15 protein-coding genes and 1 pseudogene are annotated in these 16,807 nt (G+C 72.2%); 11 read left to right on the top strand and 5 right to left on the bottom strand.

All coding sequences use genetic code 11. From position 1 onward, the window contains the following. Positions 1–52 precede the first annotated feature (52 nt). Complete coding sequence (locus ACWD26_RS10780) at positions 53–952, bottom strand: alpha/beta fold hydrolase (RefSeq protein ID WP_451268384.1); 900 nt, start codon at positions 950–952, stop codon at positions 53–55. 228 nt (positions 953–1,180) lie between these two features. Between ACWD26_RS10780 and ACWD26_RS10775 the strand changes: the two genes are divergently transcribed. Further along, complete coding sequence (locus tag ACWD26_RS10775) at positions 1,181–1,750, top strand: TetR/AcrR family transcriptional regulator (RefSeq protein WP_451268382.1); 570 nt, start codon at positions 1,181–1,183, stop codon at positions 1,748–1,750. A 278-nt stretch (positions 1,751–2,028) separates the two neighbouring features. On the opposite strand, the gene ACWD26_RS10770 is transcribed toward ACWD26_RS10775, so the two are convergent. After that, complete coding sequence (locus ACWD26_RS10770; protein WP_451268380.1) at positions 2,029–2,862, bottom strand: PIG-L family deacetylase; 834 nt, start codon at positions 2,860–2,862, stop codon at positions 2,029–2,031. A 211-nt stretch (positions 2,863–3,073) separates the two neighbouring features. Between ACWD26_RS10770 and ACWD26_RS10765 the strand changes: the two genes are divergently transcribed. From ACWD26_RS10765 to ACWD26_RS10740, 6 genes are read left to right on the top strand one after another with little or no spacing between them, the layout of a single operon-like run. Next, on the top strand, positions 3,074–3,907 hold the full coding sequence (locus tag ACWD26_RS10765) for a M55 family metallopeptidase (protein WP_451268378.1): 834 nt from the start codon (positions 3,074–3,076) through the stop codon (positions 3,905–3,907). Continuing rightward, positions 3,900–5,249, top strand: coding sequence for a M20/M25/M40 family metallo-hydrolase (locus ACWD26_RS10760; RefSeq protein ID WP_451268376.1), 1,350 nt, complete (start codon positions 3,900–3,902; stop codon positions 5,247–5,249). The genes ACWD26_RS10765 and ACWD26_RS10760 overlap by 8 nt, the downstream gene beginning before the upstream one ends. Before the next feature lie 27 nt (positions 5,250–5,276). Continuing rightward, complete coding sequence (locus tag ACWD26_RS10755) at positions 5,277–7,253, top strand: dipeptidyl-peptidase 5 (RefSeq protein ID WP_451268374.1); 1,977 nt, start codon at positions 5,277–5,279, stop codon at positions 7,251–7,253. A 59-nt stretch (positions 7,254–7,312) separates the two neighbouring features. Continuing rightward, complete coding sequence (locus ACWD26_RS10750) at positions 7,313–8,233, top strand: S66 peptidase family protein (RefSeq protein WP_451268570.1); 921 nt, start codon at positions 7,313–7,315, stop codon at positions 8,231–8,233. Between the two features lie 39 nt (positions 8,234–8,272). Beyond that, positions 8,273–8,521, top strand: coding sequence for a lipopolysaccharide assembly protein LapA domain-containing protein (locus ACWD26_RS10745; protein WP_451268372.1), 249 nt, complete (start codon positions 8,273–8,275; stop codon positions 8,519–8,521). Between the two features lie 26 nt (positions 8,522–8,547). After that, complete coding sequence (locus tag ACWD26_RS10740; RefSeq protein WP_451268370.1) at positions 8,548–9,150, top strand: GNAT family N-acetyltransferase; 603 nt, start codon at positions 8,548–8,550, stop codon at positions 9,148–9,150. On the opposite strand, the pseudogene ACWD26_RS10735 reads toward ACWD26_RS10740, so the two are convergent. After that, a pseudogene (locus ACWD26_RS10735) lies at positions 9,095–9,442 on the bottom strand (VOC family protein); the annotation flags it as partial. The gene ACWD26_RS10740 and the pseudogene ACWD26_RS10735 sit on opposite strands and share 56 nt — an antisense overlap. 189 nt (positions 9,443–9,631) lie before the next feature. On the opposite strand from ACWD26_RS10735, the gene ACWD26_RS10730 reads away from it, so the two are divergent. Next, complete coding sequence (locus ACWD26_RS10730; protein ID WP_451268568.1) at positions 9,632–10,159, top strand: phage holin family protein; 528 nt, start codon at positions 9,632–9,634, stop codon at positions 10,157–10,159. A gap of 2 nt (positions 10,160–10,161) precedes the next feature. Then, complete coding sequence (locus tag ACWD26_RS10725) at positions 10,162–11,250, top strand: SDR family oxidoreductase (RefSeq protein ID WP_451268368.1); 1,089 nt, start codon at positions 10,162–10,164, stop codon at positions 11,248–11,250. Here ACWD26_RS10725 and ACWD26_RS10720 read toward each other — a convergent pair. Further along, positions 11,243–12,157 (bottom strand): hypothetical protein, encoded by a 915-nt coding sequence (locus ACWD26_RS10720; protein ID WP_451268366.1) that lies wholly within the window; start codon positions 12,155–12,157, stop codon positions 11,243–11,245. The genes ACWD26_RS10725 and ACWD26_RS10720 overlap by 8 nt on opposite strands. A gap of 158 nt (positions 12,158–12,315) precedes the next feature. Continuing rightward, positions 12,316–13,272, bottom strand: a complete 957-nt coding sequence (locus tag ACWD26_RS10715; protein WP_451268364.1) for an LLM class F420-dependent oxidoreductase — start codon at positions 13,270–13,272, stop codon at positions 12,316–12,318. A gap of 166 nt (positions 13,273–13,438) precedes the next feature. On the opposite strand from ACWD26_RS10715, the gene ACWD26_RS10710 reads away from it, so the two are divergent. After that, on the top strand, positions 13,439–14,935 hold the full coding sequence (locus ACWD26_RS10710; RefSeq protein ID WP_451268362.1) for an NAD(P)/FAD-dependent oxidoreductase: 1,497 nt from the start codon (positions 13,439–13,441) through the stop codon (positions 14,933–14,935). Beyond that, positions 14,932–16,779, top strand: coding sequence for a transketolase (locus ACWD26_RS10705; RefSeq protein WP_451268360.1), 1,848 nt, complete (start codon positions 14,932–14,934; stop codon positions 16,777–16,779). Before ACWD26_RS10710 ends, ACWD26_RS10705 begins: the two co-directional genes overlap by 4 nt. Positions 16,780–16,807: the final 28 nt, after the last annotated feature.

Genomic DNA, 16,807 nt, shown 5'->3' with positions numbered 1-16,807 from the left:
CCCCGTCCCGCACCACCCCCGAACGGGGGTGGCCACGGCACTCTCGGGGCGGTCACACCACCGCGGTCAGCAGGTCGGCCAGCAGGTCGGGCCGTTCCAAGGCGATGAAGTGGCCCGCTCCCGGCACCTGCGTGAAATCGGCGGCGGGCAGCAGGTCCTTGTCGGCCAGCCGGTCCGAGTGCCGGGACCAGTCCTTCTCCCCGTAGACGAGGTGGACGGGCGCCTTGACCTCGGGGTAGCGCGAGCGGGCGGCGATGAGACTGGGCAGGCTCCGGTACACGGCCCTGGCGACGGTCGAGTAGCCGGGGCGGCTGCCCACCTGGAGGAGTTCGTCGAGGTAGTCCTCCTGCAGCGCGGTCTTGTCGACCAGCCCGCCCTGCAGGATCCTACGGACGACGGGCTTGGGCTCCACCCCGGCGATCACCGGCCCCACTCCCGGCGCGAGGACACCGCCGACCACCACACGGGCGAGAAGACTGGACCGGGCGATCCCGCCGGGGAAGTCGTAGGTGTTCACCGCGACGACGCGCCGTACCCGCTCCGGGAGATCGGCCGCCGTGGTCAGGGCGAGCACGGCCCCCATGGACTCCCCGACCATCGTCACGTCGTGGAGGTCGAGTTCGGTGAGGAGCCGCTCGACGCCCGCGCGCATGGCCGGCTCGTCGTACGAGGCGCCGGGCACGATCTCGGAGTAGCCCATCCCCGGCAGGTCGAGGGCGTACACGGTGTAGTGGTCCGCGATCAGCGGGATGAGGTGGCGGAAGTGCTCGGCCTGGGTGCGCACGGTGTGCAGCAGGACCAGGGGGGCGCCGGTGCCCGCCTTGAGGTAACGCAGCGTTCCCTCATGGCCCTGACGCCCTGAGTGCGGGGCGATGGTGTGACTGGTGGTGCCCGAGATGTGGATCGTGGGCTGTGACTCGTTGTGGGGCGCGTCGTCCTTGAATACGGTCATGGCTGCCTCCGCAGATGGGGAAACCGATCGGTTTCCACTAAGGTAAACCGACCGGTTTCCGAGCGCAAGCCCAAGGTGGCTTCAGCCGGCTCGCGCGGACGAATCGCGCTCGGGGTCGGCTTTTCCGGCCGTGTCCGTGGGGCGCGTCAGCGCGGTGTCCGGGGTGAGGGTGGACTGCCGGGAAACCGATCGGTTTTTATTTCGTCCGCTTCGAGTTAACCTCGCGGTATGACCACCGAAGCGAAACTGAGCCCCAGGGAGCGACTGCTGGAGGCCGCGGCCACGCTCACCTACCGAGACGGCGTCGGCATCGGCGTCGAGGCGCTGTGCAAGGCGGCGGGAGTGTCGAAGCGCTCCATGTACCAGCTGTTCGAGAGCAAGGACGAACTCCTGGCGGTAAGCCTGAAGGAGCGCGCCTCCGCCTACGTGGCGACGCTCCTGCCCCCGGCGGACGACGGCCTGTCGCCCCGAGAGCGGATCCTGCACGTCTTCGAGCAGGTGGAGTCGCAGGCAGGGGCGCCCGAGTTCCGCGGCTGCCGGTACCTGGCCGTGCAGATCGAACTCAAGGACCAGAGCCACCCCGCGAGCCAAGTCGCCCATCAGGTCAAGGCGAACCTGACCGCCTTCTTCCGTGCCGAGGCCGAGCGGGGAGGGGCCGGCGATCCGGACCTGTTGGCCCGGCAGCTCAGCCTGGTCTTCGACGGCGCCAGCGCCCGCGCCGGCATCGGAGCGGACAAGCTCACGGGGCTCGTCGCACCCACGGTGACCACCCTGCTCGACGCGGCAGCCGTTCGCTGACGCGCCACCTTTCCGGGGAGCTCCCTCACCACCCGGCCGTCGGTGACCTGCTCACCATCGCCGACGTGACCGCCGCGCTGAAGGGCGTCCGGCGCATCTGCTTCAGCATGAGCCTGTCGCCGTCCCCCGAGTCAGTGGCCCGCAGGTCTCCCACGACGAGGGCCTGGACGCGGGCTGCCGGAGCGGCGCGTGGACAGGCCTCCGTGTGTGTGGCCCGCCCGATCGCGCCGCGCCGGTCGATGCGCTTCCCCGGCCGGTCGGTCGGGCGGGCGGGCGGATCAGCGCAGCCCGGCGAAGAGATCGTTCTCCGGTGTGGCCGCGCCGGTGGCGTCCTGGACGCGTACGAAGGTCTCCATGCCCATCAACTCGCCGAACCGCTCCTTGCCCATCTTGAGGAAGAAGATGTTCTCGCCCTGACTGGCGTGCGCGGCCAGCGCGTCGAACTTCTGGCCGCTGAACGCCGTGGTGTCCACCCACGTGGTGATCTCATCGTCGGGGAGGCCGATCTCGGCCAGCGCGGCGGCCTCGGCAGGGTCCGGCTCCGGCATGTCCTCATGAAACTCGCGCATGATCTCGCCGAACCGCTGCATCATCGAGCGGGGCATCGTGGTCCAGTACACCTTCGGCGTCAGCGCGGTCATCTCCAGCGCCGCCATCGTGATGCGGTGGGCCTGGATGTGGTCGGGGTGGCCGTAGAAGCCGTTCTCGTCGTAGGTGACGACCACATCAGGCCGGTAGTGCCGCATCAGTTCCGCGAGTCGGGCCGCGCCTTCCTCCACGGGGGTCCGCCAGAAGGATCCGGGTGCGTCGTTGCTCGGCCAGCCGATCATCCCGGAGTCGGCATAGTCCAGCGTCTCCAGGTCGCTGACCTTCAGGACGTCACAGCTCGCCTGGAGTTCTTGACGGCGCATCAAGGCGACCGCCGCCGCATCGTGCCCGGGGTCGCCGGGCTTGACACCTCCCGGCCCGTCACCGCAACCGCCGTCGGTACACGTCACGAGAACCGTGCGGATGCCTTCCGCCGCGTACCGCGCGAGGACCCCTCCCGTTCCGGTGGCCTCGTCGTCGGGGTGGGCGTGTACGGCCATGAGAGTCAAGGGCCGGTCAGTCATGAAACAGTCCTCCTGCGGAAATACGTCGTGGTCCGAGTGCGCGGCAGGCGTACCGCGATCCCGGGGCCCGGATCCTGGTGGGCCGGACGGCCTTGTGGTCTCCGAGTTCCCCGCCGACGCGGTGCCGGTGCCTCGGTCGATGCAACCGCGCAGACCGGACCGGCTGTTCCCTCGTAGGAAGTTCCCGAGTCGACGCGTAACGTGAAGCGACATGAAGATCCTCATCAGCGCCGACATGGAGGGCGCCACCGGAGTCACCTGGCCGGCCGATGTGCTGCCGGGGACGCCGCAGTGGGAGCGGTGCCGTTCGATGTTCACCTCGGACGTGAACGCCGCCGTGCTCGGGTTCTTCGACGGCGGAGCCGACGAGGTGCTGATCAACGAGGCGCACTGGACGATGCGCAATCTGCTGCTGGAGCGGCTGGACGAGCGCGCGCAGATGCTGACGGGGCGGCACAAGGCGCTGTCCATGGTGGAGGGCGTGCAGCACGGGGACGTGGACGGCATCGCGTTCGTCGGCTATCACGCGGGCGCCGGGATGGAGGGGGTCCTGGCCCACACCTACCTCGCGAACTCCATCACCGGGGTGTGGGTGAACGACGAGCGGGCCAGCGAGGGACTGCTCAACTCGCATGTGGTGGCCGAGTACGGGGTACCGGTGGTGCTGGTGACCGGCGACGACGTGGCTTGCGAGGACGCCCTGGGATACGCGCCCGGGGCGCTCAAAGTGGCGGTCAAGGACCATGTGTCGCGGTACGCGGCGGTGTGCCGTACGCCGACGAGGACGGCCGCCGACATCCGCGCGGCGGCGAAGGAGGCCGCGTCGCTCGCGGTGCGTCACGAACCGGTCAGAGGCGGGCCGTTCACCGTGGCGCTCGAGTTCGACGCCGAGCACCTGGCGATGGCCGCGACCGTCGTGCCGGGGGTGAGCCGTATCGGTGAACGCAAGGTCGCGTACACCAGCCCGACCATGTACGAGGGAATCCGCACCTTCAAGGCGGTCACCACGATCGTCTCGGCCGCAGTGGAGGAGACCTATGGCTGAGCACGCACGTCCCGTGAGCCCCGCGGAACCCATGGCGCGGCAGGCGCTGGACGAGGTCGTCCGGTTCACCTCCGAACTCATCCGCGTCGACACCACCAACCGCGGGGGCGGGGACTGCAGGGAGCGGCCCGCCGCCGAGTACGCCGCCGCGCTGCTCGCCGAGACGGGCCTGGAGCCCACGCTGCTGGAGCGCACGCCGGGCCGTACGAACGTCGTCGCGCGGATCGAGGGCACCGACCCGTCGGCGGACGCGCTGCTCGTCCACGGTCATCTGGACGTGGTGCCCGCCCAGGCGGAGGAGTGGAGCGTCCACCCGTTCTCCGGGGAGATCCGCGACGGTGTCGTCTGGGGCCGGGGCGCGGTCGACATGAAGAACATGGACGCGATGATCCTCGCCGTCGTACGGCAGTGGGCGCGCGCGGGCGTACGCCCCCGCCGGGACATCGTGATCGCGTTCACCGCCGACGAGGAGGCGAGCGCCGAGGACGGCTCCGGGTTCCTCGCCGACGAACACCCCGGTCTCTTCGAGGGCTGCACCGAGGGCATCAGCGAGTCGGGGGCGTTCACCTTCCACGACGGCGCGGGCCGGCAGATCTATCCGATCGCGGCGGGGGAGCGCGGCACCGGCTGGCTGAAGCTCACCGCGCGCGGCCGGGCCGGCCACGGCTCCAAGGTGAACCGGGCCAACGCGGTGACCCGGCTGGTGGCGGCCGTCGCCCGGATCGGTACGCACGAGTGGCCCCTCCGCCTCACCCCGACCGTCCGCGCGGCTCTCACCGAACTCGCCGCGCTGTACGGCGTCGAGGCCGACCTCGACGACCGCGACGGCGTCGACCGGCTGCTCGACAAGCTCGGCCCGGCCGCCGCCCTGGTCGAGGCGACCGTGCGCAACAGCGCCAACCCGACCATGCTGGAAGCCGGCTACAAGATCAATGTGATCCCGGGCGAGGCCGTCGCCCGCGTCGACGGGCGGTATCTGCCCGGCGGCGAGGACGAGTTCCGGGAGACCCTCGACCGGCTCACCGGACCCGACGTGGAGTGGGAGTACGAGCACCGCGAGGTGGCCCTGCAGGCGCCGGTGGACTCGGTGACGTACACGCGGATGCGGGCCGCCGTCGAGGAGTTCGCGCCCGAGGGGCATGTCGTGCCGTACTGCATGCCGGGCGGCACGGACGCCAAGCAGTTCTCGCGCCTCGGCATCACCGGCTACGGCTTCTCGCCGCTGAGGCTGCCCGAGGGCTTCGACTACGCGGCGATGTTCCACGGGGTCGACGAGCGCGTCCCCGTCGAGGCGCTCCACTTCGGCGTCCGCGTACTCGACCGCTTCCTGCGGACGGCCTGAGCGATGCGGCACGGGGGACCAAGGGAGATGGGGAACAAGGTGCAGACCCTCGCGTACGGTTCGTGGCCCTCGCCGATCGACGCGTCGCTCGCCGCCGCGCACGACGGCCACCCCGAGTTCGTGGGGTTCGTCGGCGACGAGGTGTGGTGGACCGAGCCACGGCCCACCGAGGGCGGCCGGCGCACCCTCGTGCGGCGCACGGCCGACGGCACGGAGGAGTCGGTACTGCCGGCGCCGTGGAACGTACGCAGCCGGGTCATGGAGTACGGCGGCCGGCCGTGGGCCGGTGTGCCGCGTGACGACGGCCCGTCCGTCGTCTTCGTGAACCACGCCGACCAGCGCCTGTACCGGTACGAGCCGGGCGGCGAACCCCGCCCGCTCACCCCGGTGTCGTCGGTGGGCGGTGGACTGCGCTGGGTGGACCCGCAGCCGCACCCCGGGCGGGACGAGGTGTGGTGCGTCCTGGAGGAGTTCACCGGGGAGGGGCCCACCGACGTACGGCGGGTCGTCGCCGCGGTGCCGCTGGACGGCTCGGCGGCCGAGGACCGGGACGCCGTACGGGAACTCACCGACGACGGCCACCGCTTCGTCACCGGCCCCCGTCTCTCGCCCGACGGCCGCCGCGCCGCGTGGCTCGCCTGGGACCATCCGCGCATGCCCTGGGACGGTACCTCGCTGCTCGTCGCCGACGTGACCGAGGAAGGCCTGCTGGGCGAGGTCCGGACCGTCGGCGGCGGCCCGGACGAGTCCGTCGCCCAGGTCGAATGGGCCGCCGACGGAACCCTCGTGTACTCCAGCGACACCACCGGCTACTGGAACCTCTACCGCCTCGACGGCGACGAGCGTACGGCGCTGTGCGCCCGTGAGGAGGAGTTCGGCGGGCCGCTGTGGAAGGTCGGCTGGCGCTGGTTCGCCCTGCTGGAGGGCGGGCTCGCCGCCGTGGTGCACGGGCGGGGCACCACCGCGCTCGGCATCCTCGACATCGAGACCGGCCAGGTCGTCGACGCGGCCGGACCATGGACCGAGTTCGCCCCCTCCCTCGCCGTGCACGGCAGCCGGGTCGTCGGCATCGGGGCCAGCCCCCGCAGCGCGTACGAGGTGATCGAAGTGGACGCCGCCACCGGCGACGCCCGGGTGATCGGGGCCGCGCACGACGACCCGGTCGACCCCTCCTACTACCCCGAGCCCCAGATCCGCAGCTTCCTCGGCCCCGCCGGACGTGAGATCCACGCCCACATCTACCCGCCCCACCACCCCGGCTGCGTCGCCTTCAGCACCGAACTGCCGCCGTACGTGATCTGGGCGCACGGCGGACCCACCAGCCACGCGCCCCTGGTCCTCGACCTGGCGATCGCCTACTTCACCTCGCGCGGCATCGGCGTCGCCGAGGTCAACTACGGAGGGTCCACCGGTTACGGGCGGGAGTACCGCAACCGGCTGCGCGAACAGTGGGGCTTCGTCGACGTCGAGGACTGCGCGGCGGTCGCGCTCGCCCTCGCCGACGAGGGCACCGCCGACCGCACCAGACTCGCGATCCGCGGCGGCAGCGCGGGCGGCTGGACCGCGGCCGTCTCCCTCACCACGACCGACGTCTACGCCTGCGGAACCATCCTCTATCCGATCCTCGACCTCACGAACTGGGGCTCGGGGGAGACCCACGACTTCGAGTCACGGTATCTGGAGAGCCTGGTCGGACCGCCGGCCGAGGAACCGATGCGGTACGAGGAGCGGTCGCCCACCGAGCACGCCGACCGGATCACCGCGCCCTTCCTGCTGCTGCAGGGCCTCGACGACGTGATCTGTCCGCCCGCGCAGTGCGAGCGGTTCCTGGCGCGGTTGGAGGGGCGGCGGGTGCCGCACGCGTACATCGCGTTCGAGGGGGAGGGGCACGGTTTCCGGCGGGCGGAGACGATGGTGCGGGTCCTGGAGGCGGAGCTGTCGCTGTACGCGCAGGTCTTCGGGTTGAATCCTCCGGGAATCCCTACTCTGGAGCTCGCCAAGTGACGACACCCGCCCCGACCACCCCGGCCCCCGCCGCCACTGCGGTCCCTGCCGCCACCCCGCTGACCCGGCCCGCCCGTCTCGCCCCGGGCGCCCGCGTGGCCGTCGTCGCCCCCAGCGGGCCGGTGCCCGAGGAGCGGCTCAGCGCCGGGCTGGACATCCTGCGCGGCTGGGACCTCGACCCCGTCGTCGCACCCCACACGCTCGACCGGCACCCCGGCTTCGACTACCTCGCGGGCACGGACGCCGACCGGGCCGCCGACTTCCAGGCCGCCTGGTGCGACCCGACCGTGTCCGCCGTCCTCTGCGCCCGCGGCGGCTACGGCGTGCAGCGGATGGCCGACCTGCTCGACTGGGACGCGATACGGGCGGCGGGCCCCAAGCCATTCGTCGGCTTCAGCGACATCACCGCCCTGCACGAGGCCTTCGCCACCCGCGCCGGACTCGTCACCCTGCACGGCCCCATGGCCGCGGGCGTCGACTTCCTCAAGAACACGAGAGCCCAGGAACATCTGCGGGCGACCCTCTTCGCCCCGGAGACGGTACGGACGATCCGGGCCGCCGAGGGAAGCGCCACCCTCGTACCCGGCCGCGCCCGGGGCGTCCTCCTCGGCGGCTGCCTCTGCCTCCTCGCCGCCGAACTCGGCAACCCCCACGCCCGCCCCTCCGCCCGCGGCGCCCTGCTCTGCCTGGAGGACGTCGGCGAGGAGACCTACCGCCTCGACCGCTACCTCACCCAACTCCTGCGTGCCGGCTGGTTCGACGGCGTCGGCGGCGTCCTCCTCGGCTCCTGGGCGCAGTGCGAGCCGTACGAGAGGGTGCGGGCGCTGCTCATGGACCGCCTCGGCGGCTTCGGCGTACCGATGATCGAGGAGTTCGGCTTCGGCCACGGCGACGGGGCGCTGACCATCCCGCTCGGGGTGACGGCGGAGCTGGACACGGAGGCGGGCACGCTGACGCTCGACGAGCCGGCGTTGATCTGACGGCGGGCGCGCCCCGGCGGTTCGCGTCATCCTGGAGGTATGAGCCCGAAGACATCGGATCGTGTGCGGACGCACGGGCGGAAGCGGTGGGGTGATCTGCTGACGCCCGGCCGGGTCATCGTGGGTGTGCTCGCGGTGCTCGCGCTCGTCTTCGTCTTCCAGAACACGCAGCACACCGAGATCCAGCTGCTGGTCTCCGAGGTCACCATGCCGCTGTGGCTGGCGCTGCTGGGGACGGGAGCGATCGGGGCGTTGTGCGGGGTGTTCTTCATGCGGCGGCGCGGGTGACGCCTCCGCCGCCGTACCGTGGCGAGGTGTCCGAGAATGTTCGTTACCTCGCTGAAGGCCCCCGTGTGGGGATACGGCACTTCGCGCCCGGCGACGGGTCCGAGTTCATCGCGCGGGTGCGGGAGAGCAGGGATCTGCACCATCCGTGGCTGTTCCCGCCGGCCACGCCCGCCGCGTACGCCTCGTACGCGGCGCGGCTCATCGACGATCCGACGAAGACCGGTTTCCTGGTGTGCGAGAAGGACGGCGGGGGGATCGCCGGATTCATCAACATCAACAACATCGTGGAGGGCGGCTTCCGATGCGGCGCCCTGGGTTACGGGGCCTTCGCGCACGCCGCCGGGCGGGGGCTGATGCGGGAGGCACTGGGACTGGTCGTCGAGTACGCGTTCGGGGCGATGGGGCTGCACCGGCTGGAGATCAACGTGCAGCCCCGGAACGCGGCGTCCATCGCTCTCGCCCGGCGCTGCGGCTTCCGCCTGGAGGGGTTCTCGCCGGACTTCCTGTTCATCGACGGGGCGTGGCGGGACCACCAGCGGTGGGCGCTGACGGTGGAGATGAAGCGCCCTGGCCGGTCGATCGGCGGTCCGCGTACTCGTAGACCGAGCCGTCGGGATGGACCGCGATGAGGTTGCGGCCGACGGGCGTGGGGATCGGGCCGGCCAGGACCTGGGCACCGGAGGCGGTGAGGATCTGGTTGGCCTCGTCGACGTCCTCGACCGCGATCGTGGCGGTGACCTTCCGCAGGACCTCCAGCTCGGACTCCGGGCCGCTCATCAGCAGGAAACAGCCGACGGCGGCGACCTGGACACCGCCGCGTTCGAAGCGCATCGCCGGTCCGCCCGAGAGTCTCTCGTAGAACGGGACCGCGGCTTCCAGGTCGTCGACGCAGATGCGGAGCGTGGTTCCGAGAATCTCCATGCGCAAAAGCCTAGTTGGGGCCGGGCGGCAAGGGAGATCGTTCCGACCGGTTCGTGCGCATCGGATCGCCGATCCGCACGAACCGATCACCATTCCGCCCCGGCACGCGGGCATGGGCGTGAGGCGTGGGGGCACGGGTGCGCGGAGTTACGGGGACGCGGGCTCGGGTACTCGGGCGCAATGGACCGCTTGGATCATCTGGAACATCTGGAACATCTGGACAAGCATCTGGTCGACGAGTTGGCGCAGGTGGCGCGCGAGACCGTACGGGACGAACTGCGCCAGCAGACCCGTAAGCAGCGCCGTACGGCCGCGCTGTACGCCGCGTCCGGCGCCGTCGCCCTGTACGCGGGCGCCGCCCTGGCGCTGGCGCTCGGTCTGGTGCTCTCGCTCGGCCTGCCGGACTGGGCCGCCGCGCTGATCACGGCCGTCGTGCTCGGCGCGGTGGCCTATGTGCTGAGGGGCGCGGCGCGGCCCTCGGCGTCCCGGCCGACCGGCGAGCGCGAGGGCGAACTCGCGGCGGGCCGTGACCGGGCCGTCGGTGGTACGGCGCCGGGGATGCCACCGGGTGGCACGGGACCGGCCGGTTATCCGCCGGTGCCGCCCGTCGCGCCGGGCGGTGCGACCGGGGCCGCGGGCGGACCGATGCCGGGTACGGCGGCCGGTGCGCCGCCCCCGCCGGGCATCGACCCCGAGACGCCGCACCACAGGGGGTGACGATGGCGGGCGCCGTATCGTCATCGTCGGCGCGCCGCCAGGCCGGGGCCGTCGTGGTCACCGGGGCCAGCGGGGGCGTCGGCCGGGCCACGGCCCTCGCCTTCGCCGCGCGGGGACAGCGCGTCGCGCTGCTGGCCCGGGGCCGTGAAGGGCTCGCGGCGGCGGCCGAGGAGGTGGAAAGGGCCGGGGGTGAGGCACTGGTCGTGCCCGTGGACATGGCCGACGCGAAGGCCGTGGACGACGCGGCGCAGCAGGTCGTCGACGCGTTCGGCCATATCGACGTGTGGGTCAACAACGCCTTCTCCGGCGTCTTCGCGCCCTTCACCGACATCACGCCGGACGAGTTCCGCCGCGTCACCGAAGTGACCTATCTGGGCTATGTGTTCGGGACCCGCGCCGCACTCCGGCACATGCTGCCCCGCGACCACGGCACCGTCGTCCAGGTCGGCTCCGCGCTCGCCTACCGGGGTATCCCGCTGCAGTCCGCGTACTGCGGGGCCAAGCACGCGATCCAGGGCTTCAACGAGTCCCTGCGGTGCGAGCTGCTGCACGCGGGGACACGCGTGCGCACGTCCATGGTGCAGCTGCCGGCCGTCAACACCCCCCAGTTCGACTGGGTGTTGAGCCGTCTGCCCGGGCGGGCGCGTCCCGTCGCCCCCATCTACCAGCCGGAGGTCGCCGCACGCGCGATCGTGCACGCGGCGGGGCACGGGCGGCGGCGGGAGTACTGGGTCGGCGGCTCCACGGTGGCGACCCTGATCGCCAACGCGGTCGCGCCCGCGCTGCTCGAGCGGTACCTCGCGCGCACGGGGTTCGACTCCCAGCAGGGGCCGCGAGATCGGCGAGACAAGGGGGCGCCGGAGAAGCCGGGCGGTCTCGGCGGTGACGGAAACCTGTGGAGTCCCGCCGACGGCCCGCACGGGCGGGACTTCGGGGCGCATGGCCGCTTCGACTCCGAGGCGCAGGCGGAGAGCGCGCAGAACTGGGCCTCGCGCAACCGGAACCGGGTGGGGGCGGGTCTGGCGGCGGCCGGGCTGAGCGCCGCGCTGACCGCCGGCCTGCGCCGCCTGGGCCGGTCGCCGTCTAGGTGACGGACCTGGAGTGACGTTCCACCTCCTTGGCCGCCTGCCGTGCCGCCCGCTCCGCCTCGGCTGCGGCTTCGGTGGCGGAGCGTAGCCGCCGCTCGGCCTGCTCGCGTTGGTCTGCGGCCCGCTGGAGGTCTTCGCGTGCCCGCCGTAGGTGTTGCTCGGCCTCGGAGACCTCCTGTGCGGCCCGGTCGTGCCGGGCGTGCGCCTGTTCCAGCTCGGCGTCGGCTTCCGCTCGGGTGGCGCTGAGATCACGTAGCCGCTGGTCGGCGGCCTTGGCCGCCTCGCGGGCCTGGCCGAGCAGCTCCTGCTTTCGGCGGCGCCTCTCGGCGACCTCGTCCTTCGCCCGCGGTTCCTTCGCCCGGGGGGCCTTCGCCCGGGGCGGTTCCCCCGCCCGGGGCGGTGAGGCCGGCTCGCGCGGCGTGCCGTCCGTCGCGGTCGTACGGGAGGGGAAGGCCGTCGGCGGGACGAGGACGCTCTCCAGGCGGCCGGTGGCCCACTGATCGGCCGCGTCCTGGTCGGCGAGCACGGCGAGCAGGGTGGACTCGACGTCCCTGCGCACCGTGTCGGACAGGGGGTGCCCCGCCTCACGGGCGAGTTCGCCGGCCTGCCGGGACAGCGCGGCGACGAGGCTCCGCCGCTGCTCGGACAGTTCCCTGACCCCGCCGGCGTCCAGGTTCTGATAGGCCTCGCGCAGCGCGCGACCCAGCTCCATGAACCGTCGGCTCTCCTCCGGGCGGGACCGCAGCAGCAGGTTCGCGGTCCAGGCCGCGAGCGAGGGACGGCGGGCAGCATGGATCCGGCGTCCGTCCGCGACACGTCCGTCCGATCTGGCCTGAAGCGCCAGCTCCTCACGGCGGGAGACGAAACCGGGCGGCGGCGTGGCGTAGAGCTCGTCCAGAGCCCTCTCCACGTCGTGCCCCTCACCGCCCCGCGTACCTTTGCGCCGCACAATCCCCAGATTCCACTGCCGGGGGCCACCGCGCACCTCGGCGCCCTCCGGGCATGCACTCGGCCCAGATGATGGGGAGAGGGAGCACCATCTGGGCCGAGAACTCCGGGTGCTGGCGGTCAGCGTCGGAGTCGGGGGAGGACCTTCGTGCGGTAGAAGTCGAAGAATCCGCGCTGGTCGGGGCCGATCTGGCCGACGTAGACACGGTCGAAGCCCGCTTCGGCGAAGGCGTTCAGTTCGGCGACGTGTTCGTCGACGTCGTCGCCGCAGACCGTGTTCTCGCCGACCATCTGCTCGGTGACCAGCGGCGCCACCTGCTCGAAGTGGCTGGGGGTGGGCAGGATCTGGGCCATCTCACCGGGCAGGGACTCGTTCGGCCAGAGGCTGTGGACCAGGCGGACGGCCTCGTCGCGGTCCGGGCCCCAGCACACCTTCGTACCGCCGCTGACGAGATGGCCGCCTCCACCGCCCTTGCGGTACTGGGTCACCAACTCCTCGTCGGGACCCATGGTGATGAAGCCGTCGCCGACGCGGGCGGCCAGCCCGGCGGCCTTGGGACCGAAAGCGGAGATGTCGATGGGGACCGGCTCGTCGGGGACCGTGTAGAGGCGGGCGTTCTCCACCGTGTAGTGGGGGCCGCGATGGGTGACCTCCTCGCCGGTGAACAGGCGCCGCATCACCTGCACCGCCTCCTCCAGCATCTCCAGACGGACGTCCGCCGGCGGCCAGCGGGTGCCGAGGACGTGCTCGTTGAGCGCCTCGCCCGAGCCGATGCCGAGGCGGAACCGGCCGCCGGTCATCACCGCGCTGGTCGCCGCGGCCTGCGCCACGACCGCCGGGTGGATACGGACGGTCGGGCAGGTCACCGCCGTCTCGATGGGGAGCGAGACCGCCTCGGAGAGCGCGCCGATGACCGACCACACGAACGGACTCTGGCCCTGGGCGTTGTTCCACGGGTGGTAGTGGTCCGAGATCCACAGACAGTCGAATCCGGCCTGCTCGGCCATCCTCGCCTGCTCGATCAGCTCCGCAGGACCGAACTCCTCGGTCGCCAGGAAGTATCCGTATTCGGGCATGGGGGGTACCTCCGCCGCGGGTGCGGGTCGGGTGGGGGATCGGGTCGCGGTCCGGGTACCCGAAGGTCACAGGGGAAACCCACGGACGTTCGGACGCCCGGACGGTTTGGGCGCTCTGACCAGGGGGACGCGGAAGGCTCGTACGCGATCCCGCCGGAGGCGAACCGTGAGTCGACCCCGCATCGTGATCGTCGGTGCCGGCTTCGCCGGCTACCGGACGGCCCGCACCCTTTCGCGGCTGACCCGGAACAAGGCCGACATCACCCTGCTCAACCCGACCGACTACTTCCTGTATCTCCCCCTGCTGCCCCAGGTCGCCGCCGGCATCCTGGAACCACGCCGCGTCACCGTCTCCCTCTCCGGCACCCTGCGCCACGTACGGCTGGTGCTCGGGGAGGCCGACGACATCGACCTCGACGCGCGTACCGTGCGCTACTCCGACCCCGAGGGCGGCGTCGGCACGCTCACCTACGACCGACTGGTGCTCGCCGCCGGCAGCGTCAACAAGCTGCTGCCCATCCCGGGCGTCGCCGAGCACGCCCACGGCTTCCGCGGGCTGCCCGAGGCGCTGTACCTCCGGGACCATGTGACCCGGCAGGTGGAACTGGCCGCCGGCAGCGAGGATCCCAAGAGCTGTGGCGCGCGCTGCACCTTCGTGGTGGTCGGCGCCGGCTACACCGGGACCGAGGTCGCCGCCCAAGGCCAGTTGCTCACCGACGCGCTGGTGCGTAAGCAGCCCTTGCGGGAGGGCATGCGGCCCCGCTGGATGCTGCTGGACATCGCCGAGCGTGTGATGCCCGAGATGGACGAGAGGCTGTCGCGGACCGCCGACCGGGTACTGCGGCAGCGGGGCGTCGACGTGCGGATGGGGACCTCCGTGAAGGAGGCCACGTCCACCGGAGTACTGCTGAGCGACGGCGAGTTCGTCGACACGCGCACGCTGGTGTGGTGCGTGGGCGTACGGCCCGATCCGCTCGCCGAGTCGCTGGGGCTGCCGATGGAACGCGGCCGGCTGCTCGTCGAGCCCACGCTGCACGTGCCCGGCCGGCCCGAGGTGTTCGCCTGCGGGGACGCGGCCGCCGTGCCCGATCTGACCAAGCCCGGCCAGTACACGCCGATGACCGCCCAGCACGCCTGGCGACAGGGCAAGGTGGCCGGATACAACGTCGCCGCGTCCCTCGGCAGGGGCGAGCCCAAGCCCTACCGCCACAGCGACCTCGGCTTCGTCGTCGACCTCGGTGGCGTCAAGGCCGCCGCGAACCCCCTCGGTGTCCCGCTGTCCGGCCCCCTCGCCGGAGCCGTCACCCGCGGCTACCACCTCGCCGCCATGCCCGGCAACCGCGTCCGGGTCGCCGCCGACTGGCTCCTCGACGCCGTACTGCCCCGCCAGGGCGTCCAGTTGGGCCTCGTACGGTCCTGGTCGGTACCGCTGGACACGGCGTCACCGGAACTGGCCAAGGTGCCGGGGCGACCGGAGAAGGCGGAGGCGGGGAAGACCGGCGCGTCAGGCGGACCGGGAGCCGCACGCGAGCAGGAGGCCCCCGCGAAGCCCGGCCCGGCCGCGGTGCCGGGAGCCCGCGAGGAGCAGCGATCGACGCCGGCGCGGAGCGCGGCATCCGAAGACCCGCCAAAGCCCTCCAAGGGTTCGGAAGGAGACTCATGAACAGCCGTCAACTCACTGAACTGGCCCAGCAGTTGCGGGTCGACAGCGTGCGTGCCTCGGGGGCCGCGGGGTCCGGGCACCCGACGTCGTCCATGTCGGCCGCCGAGCTGATGGCGGTGTTGCTCGCCAAGCATCTGCGGTACGACTTCGACCGCCCCCGGCACCCCGGCAACGACCGCTTCGTGCTGTCCAAGGGCCACGCCTCGCCCCTGCTGTACTCCGCCTACAAGGCGGCCGGCGCCATCAGCGAGACCGAGCTGATGACGTTCCGGAAGCTGGGCAGCCGGCTCGAAGGGCATCCGACGCCCCAGCGGCTGCCCTGGGTGGAGACGGCCACCGGCTCGCTCGGCCAGGGCCTGCCCGTGGGTGTCGGCATCGCGCTGGCCGGGAAGCGGCTGGACCGCACCGGCTACCGGGTGTGGGTGCTGTGCGGCGACAGCGAACTCGCCGAGGGCTCGGTGTGGGAGGCCGCCGAGCACGCGGCCTACGAGCATCTGGACAATCTGACGGCGATCGTGGACGTCAACCGGCTCGGCCAGCGCGGTCCCACCCGGCACGGACACGATCTCGACGCCTACGCCCGCCGCTTCGCCGCCTTCGGCTGGCACACGATCGAGATCGACGGACACGACGTGGACGCCGTCGACCGCGCCTACGGCGAGGCCGAGTCCACCAAGGGCCAGCCCACCGTGATCCTCGCCCGCACCCTCAAGGGCAAGGGCGTCGAGGCCGTCCAGGACCGCGAGGGCCTGCACGGCAAGCCGCTCAAGGACGCCGACGAGGCCATCGCGGAGCTCGGCGGCGTACGCGACCTGCGCGTCGAGGTCCGCCAGCCGCCCGCCGCCCGGATGCTGCACGCCGTACGCACCGGGCACCTGGAGCTGCCGCGCTACGACATCGGCGACGAGGTCGCCACCCGGAACGCCTACGGCCAGGCGCTCGCCGCGCTCGGCACCGCCCGCGGCGACATCGTCGCCCTGGACGGCGAGGTCAGCGACTCCACGCGCGCCGAGTTCTTCGCCAAGGAGCACCCCGACCGGTTCTTCGAGTGCTACATCGCCGAACAGCAGCTCGTGGCCGCCGCGGTGGGGCTCGCGGCGCGCGACTGGGTGCCGTACGTCTCCACGTTCGCGGCGTTCCTCACCCGCGCCCACGACTTCATCCGCATGGCGTCGGTCAGCGGCGCCGGCCTCAACCTCGTCGGCTCGCACGCGGGCGTCTCCATCGGCCAGGACGGGCCCTCCCAGATGGGCCTGGAGGACCTGGCGATGATGCGCTCGGTGCACGGCTCGACCGTGCTGTACCCGTGCGACGCCAACCAGACCGCCAAGCTCGTCGGCACGATGGCCGGCCTCGAAGGCATCCGCTATCTGCGCACCTCCAGGGGTGAGAGCCCCGTCCTCTACAGCCCGACCGAGGAGTTCCCGGTCGGCGGCAGCAAGGTGCTGCGCGCCTCGGAGACCGACCGGCTGACCGTCGTCGCGGCCGGCGTCACCGTCCACGAGGCCCTGAAGGCCGCCGAGGCACTGGACGGCGAGGGCATCCAGGTCCGGGTGATCGACCTCTACTCGGTCAAGCCCGTCGATCGCCGCACCCTGCGCGAGGCCGCCGAACGCACCGGCTGCATCCTCACCGTCGAGGACCACCGCGAGGAGGGCGGCCTCGGCGACGCGGTCCTCGACGCCTTCCTCGACGGCCGGCCGGTGCCCCGCCTGGTGCGCCTCGCCGTCCGTACGATGCCGGGTTCCGCCTCCCCCGAGGAGCAGTTGCGCGAGGCGGGCATCGACGCGGAGGCGATCGCGGCGGCCGGCCGGCTGCTGGTGGAGCACGCGATCACGCCCTGAACAGCCAAGGGCGCCGTGTGAACGGCCA

It is taken from the genome of Streptomyces sp. NPDC002787, from assembly GCF_053592095.1.
The sequence above is the reverse complement of the archived record's forward strand: the minus strand, read 5'-3'. Positions and strand labels throughout refer to the sequence as shown.

Bases quoted from the DNA above. Each gene is read 5' to 3' on its own strand.
- ACWD26_RS10780 (WP_451268384.1), bottom strand. From the start codon at position 952: ATGACCGTATTCAAGGACGACGCGCCCCACAACGAGTCACAGCCCACG.
- ACWD26_RS10775 (WP_451268382.1), top strand. From the start codon at position 1,181: ATGACCACCGAAGCGAAACTGAGCCCCAGGGAGCGACTGCTGGAGGCC.
- ACWD26_RS10770 (WP_451268380.1), bottom strand. From the start codon at position 2,862: ATGACTGACCGGCCCTTGACTCTCATGGCCGTACACGCCCACCCCGAC.
- ACWD26_RS10765 (WP_451268378.1), top strand. From the start codon at position 3,074: ATGAAGATCCTCATCAGCGCCGACATGGAGGGCGCCACCGGAGTCACC.
- ACWD26_RS10760 (WP_451268376.1), top strand. From the start codon at position 3,900: ATGGCTGAGCACGCACGTCCCGTGAGCCCCGCGGAACCCATGGCGCGG.
- ACWD26_RS10755 (WP_451268374.1), top strand. From the start codon at position 5,277: ATGGGGAACAAGGTGCAGACCCTCGCGTACGGTTCGTGGCCCTCGCCG.
- ACWD26_RS10745 (WP_451268372.1), top strand. From the start codon at position 8,273: ATGAGCCCGAAGACATCGGATCGTGTGCGGACGCACGGGCGGAAGCGG.
- ACWD26_RS10725 (WP_451268368.1), top strand. From the start codon at position 10,162: ATGGCGGGCGCCGTATCGTCATCGTCGGCGCGCCGCCAGGCCGGGGCC.
- ACWD26_RS10715 (WP_451268364.1), bottom strand. From the start codon at position 13,272: ATGCCCGAATACGGATACTTCCTGGCGACCGAGGAGTTCGGTCCTGCG.
- ACWD26_RS10705 (WP_451268360.1), top strand. From the start codon at position 14,932: ATGAACAGCCGTCAACTCACTGAACTGGCCCAGCAGTTGCGGGTCGAC.